General features: G+C 58.4%; 9 protein-coding genes. 8 read left to right on the plus strand and 1 reads right to left on the minus strand.

Annotation, left to right across the window (positions count from 1 at the left end; all coding sequences use genetic code 11):
• The first annotated feature begins 33 nt into the window (after positions 1-33).
• The 8 genes from H6650_19020 to H6650_19055 all read left to right on the plus strand — a co-directional run bounded on the left by H6650_19020 (position 34) and on the right by H6650_19055 (position 7,194).
• A complete protein-coding gene (locus tag H6650_19020; GenBank protein ID MCB8954101.1) occupies positions 34-1,101 on the plus strand; it encodes a glucose-1-phosphate thymidylyltransferase in 1,068 nt (355 codons plus the stop codon).
• A 236-nt stretch (positions 1,102-1,337) separates the two neighbouring features.
• Positions 1,338-2,558: an ATP-binding protein gene (locus H6650_19025; GenBank protein MCB8954102.1), complete on the plus strand. Its 1,221-nt coding sequence runs from the start codon at positions 1,338-1,340 to the stop codon at positions 2,556-2,558.
• Positions 2,559-2,563: 5 nt separating this feature from the next.
• Positions 2,564-3,208 carry a hypothetical protein gene (locus H6650_19030; protein MCB8954103.1) on the plus strand — a complete coding sequence of 215 codons (645 nt, stop codon included), beginning with the start codon at positions 2,564-2,566 and terminating at the stop codon, positions 3,206-3,208.
• Positions 3,209-3,213: 5 nt separating this feature from the next.
• Positions 3,214-3,651 (plus strand): D-tyrosyl-tRNA(Tyr) deacylase, encoded by a 438-nt coding sequence (locus tag H6650_19035; protein ID MCB8954104.1) that lies wholly within the window; start codon positions 3,214-3,216, stop codon positions 3,649-3,651.
• 10 nt (positions 3,652-3,661) lie between these two features.
• The gene (locus H6650_19040; GenBank protein MCB8954105.1) at positions 3,662-5,080 is read left to right on the plus strand and encodes a PQQ-dependent sugar dehydrogenase; all 1,419 of its coding nucleotides are present in this window, start codon (positions 3,662-3,664) and stop codon (positions 5,078-5,080) included.
• 104 nt (positions 5,081-5,184) lie between these two features.
• Complete coding sequence (locus H6650_19045; protein MCB8954106.1) at positions 5,185-5,931, plus strand: YggS family pyridoxal phosphate-dependent enzyme; 747 nt, start codon at positions 5,185-5,187, stop codon at positions 5,929-5,931.
• A 394-nt stretch (positions 5,932-6,325) separates the two neighbouring features.
• Positions 6,326-6,571 (plus strand): YggT family protein, encoded by a 246-nt coding sequence (locus tag H6650_19050; protein ID MCB8954107.1) that lies wholly within the window; start codon positions 6,326-6,328, stop codon positions 6,569-6,571.
• Positions 6,572-6,582: 11 nt separating this feature from the next.
• Positions 6,583-7,194, plus strand: a complete 612-nt coding sequence (locus tag H6650_19055; GenBank protein MCB8954108.1) for a histidine phosphatase family protein — start codon at positions 6,583-6,585, stop codon at positions 7,192-7,194.
• Between the two features lie 8 nt (positions 7,195-7,202).
• Here H6650_19055 and H6650_19060 read toward each other — a convergent pair whose 3' ends face one another.
• Positions 7,203-7,805, minus strand: a complete 603-nt coding sequence (locus tag H6650_19060) for a hypothetical protein (protein ID MCB8954109.1) — start codon at positions 7,803-7,805, stop codon at positions 7,203-7,205.
• Between the last annotated feature and the right edge of the window lie 526 nt (positions 7,806-8,331).

Below are 8,331 nucleotides of genomic sequence, written 5' to 3' on the forward strand. Positions count from 1 at the left end.
GCCACTCGCCACTCATAACTATTGGAGAGACTGATGAAAGGATTGATTTTGAGCGGGGGGAAGGGGACGCGGTTGTATCCGCTGACGTATTCAAAGGCGAAGCAGTTGATTCCGGTGGCGAATAAACCGGTGCTGTTTCGCGTGATTGAGTCGATACGAGATGCCGGCATCATCGACATCGGCATCGTCGTGGGGCAAACCGCGCCGGAGATCATGGAAGCGGTCGGCGACGGCGCGCGCTGGGGCGTCAAAATCACCTACATCCCCCAACCGGAGCCGAAAGGATTGGCCCACGCCGTCCACATCTCCGCCGACTTCCTCGGCGACGACCGGTTTGTCATGTTTCTGGGGGACAACGTCATTGAAGGTGGGATTAGTCCGTTAATTGCCGAATTTGCCGGCAGCGCCTGGAACAGCCAGATCGTCCTCACCCGCATCGAACACCCGGAGCAGTACGGCGTCGCCGAACTCAACAGCGACGGCAGCATTAAGCGCCTCATCGAAAAACCGAAAGACCCGCCCAGCGACCTCGCCCTCGTGGGCATCTACATGTTCGACCACAACGTGCTGGAAGCGGTGCGGCGCATCAAGCCCTCCTGGCGCGACGAATACGAAATCACCGACGCCATTCAATGGCTCGTGGACCATCAATTCGCCGTCCATCCCTACATTCACGCGGGTTGGTGGATTGATACCGGACGCCCCGACGACATGCTGGAGGCCAACGACCTGGTCCTGGAAGAAATCGACTACCATATTGACGGCTTCGTAGACAGCGACAGCCAGGTAGGCCGCCGCGTCACTGTGGAGCGGGGCGCGGAAATCATCAACAGCATCGTGCGCGGCCCGGCCATCATTGGCGAGAACACGCGCATCATCAACAGCTACATCGGCCCGTTCACCAGCATCTACCATCACGTCCTCGTGGAAAACAGCGAGATCGAGCACTCCATCGTTCTGGAACACACCAAAATCCAGGACATCCAGGGGCGCATCCAGGACAGCCTGATTGGTCGCCACGCCACCATCAACCGCTCCCCCAGCCGTCCCACCTCCCACAAACTCGCCCTGGGCGATTACAGTCAGGTGGGTATACTGTAACAAATTCGTATTGGACGGTTCCCGGCACTATTGCAAATTACTTTGGGGTGACTACCAGCCTCTCAAGCAAGACCTGCCAGGTTTTGCTTGTTTACGGGGCTGCTTCTCGACGAAATCTGGTGGGTCGAGGTTCGTAGTTCACTGAAAAAACCGGGTTTTTCGAGCATGTGTAAAAACCCGGTTTTGGGCCTTTTTTCAGTAGAGTCGATATTTGTCATCTTGTGGAGGATGGCGACATGTCAATGCATCCAGAAATTGCCCAAGAGAAAATCTCGGTTGAAGGCGGCTTAGGACCTTTCAAAGAGGAAATACCATTAGAGCTTCACATCAAGCCGCTGACTGTCTTCATTGGGCCACAAGGAACGGGCAAATCTTTGTTGAGCCAGCTCCTCTATTTTTTCCGTGACGCCCAATACCTCCTTTCTAATCATTTTAGTCAGGAAAGCCCTGATGCCACTGTCAGGAAGGTCGTTGAAGGAATTCGCGCTGGAGAGTTGACGAATAGAGCTTTGGCTTCTTTTTTGACGACACCCAAAGTGCGCGTCCACTACAGCAGCGAACGTGGCGATCAAAAAGAGATTGCTTTTTATCGGTCTAACCGTCAGATCAATCCCTTGTCTCCCTTCAAAAACGATGTGGCGGCATGGTTACAGCAGGTGATCGATGATCCCTCCGTGTCAGGTAGATTGTTTGCGAAAGCGCTATTCGTGCCGGCGGAACGGACATTTTATTCCCGGTTTATCAATGTTCGCCCGGCGCTTTTGGGGGAAAGCGCCCTTCCCATAACGATGCGGGAGTTCTCCAAGACGTTGAGTCGAGCGGCGGACACACACCAGATGTGGCAGCGCGAGAGAGGAATTCCCCCGGAAGTTCAGCAAATTAACGATATTGTAGCGGCTGAGTTGGGTGGTCGCGCGACCATCGCTACGAGAGGACGTTTTGCGCGACAATGGCAATGGTTGCCGGAGAATAGCCAGCAACCTTTAGAAATTGAGATGGCTTCCTCAGGACAGATGGGGACCTGGCCACTTGTTTCCACTATTCAGGCTTTGTTGGGCTGGCCCGCTTCTCAGCGCCCCCAGTATATCCATATCGAAGAACCGGAAACGCATTTACATCCCGCTGCCCAGGTTGCCATTGTCAAGATGCTGGCTTTCCTTGTGAATCGTGGCTTCAAACTTGTCATTACAACGCACTCGCTAGAGCTTCTGTATGCCATTAACAATCTGATACTGGCGTATCAACGTTTGGGCGAGAGCGAATTACAGAATGGGTTTCCATCCTCGCAAGTGCGATTGAATCCTGAGAATGTGATAGCTTACCTGTTTACGGATGGCACGGCATATCCTGTTATGACGGAGTCAAGCCAAATAGATGAAGGGGTCTTAGGTCGGGTGCTGGGCAATCTGGAAATAGAGTTTAACCATTTGATGGCCCATGGGATTCTGTGGGAATAGGTGTGTTGATGCCTTTGCCATGCAGCGGCCCCCAATTACCCGATATTCCTGCGGTCAGATGCCGGCAAGATGCACAAAAACTGGCCGATTGCTGCCATTTCGTGGGAATTGATGATGAGATTTTACTCCATGAAGAGCAACAAGGTAGACCCTATTACTGGGTGGTTCTACACGCGGATGACACGCCTTTGTGCGCTTGTCACCTGGAACAATATGCTAACTTGGCGGAGAGTGCCGGGGACTGGGTAGGGCGACGCGCGGATTACATGGCCTTGGGATGGTATGGGGGCGACTGTTACTTGCTGGTCATCGAACTGCGCGACATTCTCGTCAACGAGTGGCAGGGTGAGGACAAGCTCGATCAACTCGAAAACTCTATTGCTCAAATCCTGGTCCATCTGAACGAGCAAGTCACCAATGTTGCCGTTTTCAATCAGGCGTGCGATCAACCAGAGCGTTACAAGGTTGCGGGAATTGTCGTTGCGCCTGCCGGCATACGTGGTATCTCCCGTAGCAATTACACGCGGCGCATAGAAAATGCGACATACTCCGCCATTATTACCATGATGCCATCAAATCGTGTCCGTGATTGCCGCATAACCTGGAGCGAATTGATGCTGACCATCACAGTTGCGGACAGGAGTTCGTGAACCTTATGCGCGCTTTGTTGCAGCGGGTGCGTTCCGCCCGCGTCACGGTGGATGGCCGCGTGGTTGGGCAAATCGGGCCGGGGTTTGTCGTCTTCCTGGGCGTGACGCATAGCGACACGACGGCGGAGGCGGACTGGCTGGCGCAAAAAATCGTCGGGCTGCGCTTGTTTGAAGATGAGGCGGGCAAGTTTAACCGCTCGCTGGCGGACGTGGACGGCAGCTTGCTGGTGGTCTCCCAGTTCACGCTGTATGGGGATGCGCGCAAAGGTCGCCGCCCCTCGTTCACGGACGCGGCCCGCCCGGAGCAGGCGGAGCCGTTGGTGGACTATTTCGTGACGCAATGCCGGCATCTTGGCTTCACCGTGGCCACCGGTATCTTCGCCGCCTACATGCAAGTGGAAATCCACAACGACGGCCCCGTCACCCTCATGCTGGAAAAATGAACTCCCCGAAATGCAAAAGGACGCGGACGAGCGCGGCAGAACGCAGATAAAAAACTCCGCGCAATCCGTGGACGGCTCATCCGCCTTCATGTATCACGCCGGGGGAGCAACCGTGCCCATGAACAGACACCAATCCATGACTCGCTATTTACTGCTCGTCCTCATCGTTGCCGGCATCCTGGCGGGATGTGGCGGCGCGTCCACCAACGCCACGCCCACCCCCTTCCCGCCACCCACGGATGCGCACACGGCCACCGTCGCCCCCACGGACGCGCCCACCACCACCCCCGTGCCCTCGCCCGCCGCCGTTGCCGCGCTGCCCACGGCCACGCCGCCTCCCGCCTCGCCTACTTCCACGCCGCTGCCCAGCCCCACGCCCACCTCCGGCCCGCTCAACGATCCCGTGCCCGCGCTGCCCAAAGGGGGCGCGTCTTGCCAGGATTACCCCTGCCCCGATGACGCCGCCGGCTGGGAGGCGCGTATCCAGGTTCCCCCCGGTTTTCACGTGCGCCACTTTGCCGTTGTTGCCGGCAATCCCAACAGCATCACCTTTGGCCCGGACGACCTCCTCTACATCGCCACCATGCAGGGCGCGATCTGGACTCTGGACCCACAAGGCGAGGCCACCCTGTTTCAAGATGGCTTCGTCGTGCCCGTGGGGCTGGCCTTCCAGCCGGGCACGGATCGTCTTTACGTCTCCAGCCGCGCCGGAGGGAGCGAGGCGCAAATTTCCGTCATCGCCGAGGGGGCGACGCAGCAGGTATTGGGCGGCATTCCCTGCTGCTACGCCGGGCTGCACGCCGCCAATGGCCTTGCTTTTGGCCCCGATGGATACGGCTACGTGGCCGTGGGCGCGCGCGCGGACCACGGGGAAGTGCTGGACACGGACCAACAAGACACGCTGCATCCGTGGGAAGCGAGCGTGCTACGCTTCAGCCCGGATGGTCAGGAAGTGGAGGTGTACGCGCAGGGGCTGCGCAACGCTTACGACATCGCCTGGGACGCCAGTGGTAGGCTGTTTGCCGCCGATAATGCCCCCGACTTTGGTCCGCCGGACGAGTTTCACCTGGTGCTGCCGGGGAAGATGTACGGCTATCCGTGGTACGAGTGTGACACTTGCTTCCCCGCGCCCGCGGACGTGACCATTGAGCCGCCGTTGTACGAATTGCTCCCCCATGTGGCCCCCACGGGCATCACGGCGTACACGGCGGAGCAGTTCCCCGGCTATTACAACAACATATTCCTCGCACTGTGGAGCGCGTTTGAGGGGGCGCAAAAGATAGTGCGTTTTGGTCCTGGCGGGGAGGGGATGACGGATTTTGCCACGGGGTTTGCCGAGCCTGCGGACGTGACGGTTGGCCCGGATGGCAGCCTGTATGTGGCGGATTGGGCCACGGGGGTGGTTTTCCGCATTTTTTACGGAGAATAGGGCGTGGACGGGTACGGATAAATCCAAATCTGCGAAATCTGCGAAATCTGTGATGGTTTTTGTCGCCTGTGTTTTCCGGGCGCGGGATGGGTATAATCAGGAGTATGAATCTGGCTGCCATTGCCGGCAATTACGCTGCCGTACAAGACCGAATCGAACAAGCCGCGCGAAATGCCGGCAGAAACCCCCAAGAAATCACCCTCGTCGCCGTCACCAAAACCTGGCCCGCGGAAGTCGTGTTGGCGGCCTACGAAGTGGGAATGCGCCACTTTGGCGAAAACCGCCCCGAAGAAATGGCTGCCAAACGACAGGCTGTCGAATCTGTACTGGGCGCGAACAGCGGTATCGTCTGGCACGGCATCGGAACCACGCAAAGCCGCAAAACCGAACTGGTCGCGGAAAGCGCGGATGTGTTTCATGCGCTTGACCGCTTGAAAATAGCCCGCCGCCTCTCGGTTCAATTGAGCGAACTGGGGCGCGAACTGCCCACCTTGCTGGAAGTTAACATCACCGGCGAGGCCAGCAAAGCCGGCTTTGACTGCACCCATTGGGAAACCGACCCGGCGCAACAAGACGCCTTGCTGGCGGCCATCGCCGAAATACGGCAACTGCCCGGCCTGAGTCTGTGCGGTCTGATGACGATGGCCCCCTGGGACGCGCCCCCCGCCGACCTCCACGCCACCTTTGCCCGCGCGCGGCGGCTGGCGCAATGGCTGACCGCCCACGCCCTACAAACAGATTGGCGCATCCTCTCCATGGGCATGACGGATGACTTCGAGATCGCCATCGCCGAAGGCGCCACGCACGTGCGCGTTGGGCGCGCCATCTTCGGCGAACGAGTGCGGCGATAACCATGCTTTCTGCCGTCATCCTTCTGCCTTTTTATCTGTATCCGCGTTCCACTTTTGCAGGGGGCGAGCTTCTAGCTCGCCCTACGTGGTATTCTCGAAGGAGACTTCACCGGCTGCCGCCGACCACCATGAATGAAAATGATATGCCGTCGTAGCCCGATTTTCCCAATCGCCCTACATTTTCAGAGGAGACTTCACCGGCTGCCGCCGACCACCATGAATGAAAATGATATGCCGTCGTAGCCCGATTTTCCCAATCGCCCTACATTTTCAGAGGAGACTTCACCGGCTGCCGCCGACCACCATGAATGAAAATGATGTGCCGTCGTAGCCCGATTTTCCAAATCGGGCGGGCGATTTGGAAAATCGCCCTACATTTTCGAAGGAGTTCCCCATGCTGTACCAAGTCATTAACACTATCTTTTCCCTGATAAGCCTGCTCGTGTTTGTGCGTGTGCTGTTGTCATGGGTGCGGGTTGACCCCTACAACCCGCTCGTGCGTATGCTCTACGAAGTAACTGACCCCATCCTGGTTCCCTTCCAGCGCCTGATTCCCCCGGCGGGGGGGCTTGATTTCAGCCCGATCATTGCCCTGGTGGTGCTGGATTTGCTGCGTCGGCTGCTGCTGAGCCTGGTGTGAGGGTGGCGGCGATGACCACGCACTTTTTGCTCATTCGCCATGCGCAGACGAACTGGAATGTGGCCGGGCGCTGGCAGGGGCAAATGGATGTGCCTCTCAATGAGACGGGGGTGGCGCAGGCGGGGGCGTTGGCCCGGCGTTTGCGCGACTATCCGATCACGGCTGTCTACAGCAGTGATTTGCGGCGGGCGGCGCAGACGGCGCGTGTGGTGGGGCGGGCGCTGGGGGTGTCTGTGGTGTTGGATGTGGCGTGGCGGGAGCGACATGCCGGCATTTTCCACAGCATGACCACCGCCGAACTAGCCGCCCACTATCCCCAGGCCCGGCAAAACGGCCTACTCATGCACCCCCCCGGCGGCGAAAGCCACGCCGACGTCCACCAGCGCGTCATGTGTGCCTACCAAAACCTGCTGCAACGCCACGCGGGGGAGATGATCGCTATCGTCAGCCACGGGGGAACCTTGCGTATGCTCCTGGGGTACGTTCTCGGCGTCCCCCTTGAGAGCTTCGCCCCCTTCGTCCTGCACGGCAACACCGGCCTCAGCCGCATCGAAGTCCGCCCCGACCGTCCCCCCTTCGTCAGTCTCCTCAACGACACGGCTCACCTGGAATTGAGCCTGTAGTCGGCGCCTCAGGGGCCGGCGGGGCAGGGCGGCTTCTCGAAATAATTCACGCGCACGCTCTCGCTCCCCGAATCCACGCGCAAACTCCCCGGATTGTCGCGGCAGGCAGCCCACTTGTACCGAAAAACGGGACCATCCTGCAACAGATCATCGTGATAATACCGATACTCGCCCGTGCCACCATACGCCGTGACCGTCACCTGGGCGACGACGTTGCCATCCGCGTCCGGCGTACCCGTCCACACAATCGCGTAGTTGAACCCTAACGGTCCGGAAACCGTTGGCGTCGGCGTGATTGTGGCCGTGGCCGTCACGGTTGGCGTGGCCGTGACCGTGGGCGCGCCATGCGGCGGCGGCGTGCCCACCGCGCGCGTCTGGATGGGCGTGAAAGTGGGGAGGGGGATCGCCGTGGGGCGTTCGCCCGTCGGCGCGCCGTCTTCCGTGGTCGCCGTGGCCGGCAGCGTGGGGGGCGCGCCTCCCGGCGTCAGCGTGGGCGGGGGCGGCAGCGGCGGCGTCTCATTGCCGCCAATCGGCGCATTGCACGCCAGCGCCGCCAGCGCCAGCAAGCTAATCAGAAATGCAAACCATGGGATCAATCTGGACTTAGACATGCGTTTCTCACCTATCGCCTCAGTTGTCGGGATGAAAGCGTGGATTATGTTGATTATAGCATGGCTCATGACAATCGGGCGCGATAGATGGAAAGCGTATGCCGGCAGCAGGCCAATTGCCGGAATCCACCCCGCGCGCGGATTATAGCGTGGACGTCCGTGCTGTTTTATACTTGCCGGCAACTTGAATGTGTAAGAGGTGACTTCTCCGAAAAAAGGATGTCTTAAAATGAGCAAACCCACATATGGTGGTTTCCCGCTTTGTTTTTGACGCAGAAACCAGAATATATGGGTTTCGCCTCAACTTGTCGGCTTTTTTTCGTTCACTGAAAAAACCGGGTTTTTCGAGTGCCCGGCCAAAATTACCAGAGTGGTTCATGTGTAAAAACCCGGTTTTTGACCTTTTTTCAGTAGAGTCAATATTTCTGCTTGTATAATTGTGAGGCAACGAAACCAAACAATTCACAAGCAGGTGTAAACATTGTCCCAAAAAACGCGTTCATACACCAGCGATTTGACCGATGAC

The sequence above is a fragment of the Ardenticatenales bacterium genome, assembly GCA_020634515.1.
GTDB lineage: Bacteria > Chloroflexota > Anaerolineae > Promineifilales > Promineifilaceae > JAGVTM01.

Bases quoted from the DNA above. Each gene is read 5' to 3' on its own strand.
- H6650_19040 (MCB8954105.1), top strand. From the start codon at position 3,662: ATGCAAAAGGACGCGGACGAGCGCGGCAGAACGCAGATAAAAAACTCC.
- H6650_19050 (MCB8954107.1), top strand. From the start codon at position 6,326: ATGCTGTACCAAGTCATTAACACTATCTTTTCCCTGATAAGCCTGCTC.
- H6650_19035 (MCB8954104.1), top strand. From the start codon at position 3,214: ATGCGCGCTTTGTTGCAGCGGGTGCGTTCCGCCCGCGTCACGGTGGAT.
- H6650_19045 (MCB8954106.1), top strand. From the start codon at position 5,185: ATGAATCTGGCTGCCATTGCCGGCAATTACGCTGCCGTACAAGACCGA.
- H6650_19020 (MCB8954101.1), top strand. From the start codon at position 34: ATGAAAGGATTGATTTTGAGCGGGGGGAAGGGGACGCGGTTGTATCCG.
- H6650_19055 (MCB8954108.1), top strand. From the start codon at position 6,583: ATGACCACGCACTTTTTGCTCATTCGCCATGCGCAGACGAACTGGAAT.
- H6650_19025 (MCB8954102.1), top strand. From the start codon at position 1,338: ATGTCAATGCATCCAGAAATTGCCCAAGAGAAAATCTCGGTTGAAGGC.
- H6650_19060 (MCB8954109.1), bottom strand. From the start codon at position 7,805: ATGTCTAAGTCCAGATTGATCCCATGGTTTGCATTTCTGATTAGCTTG.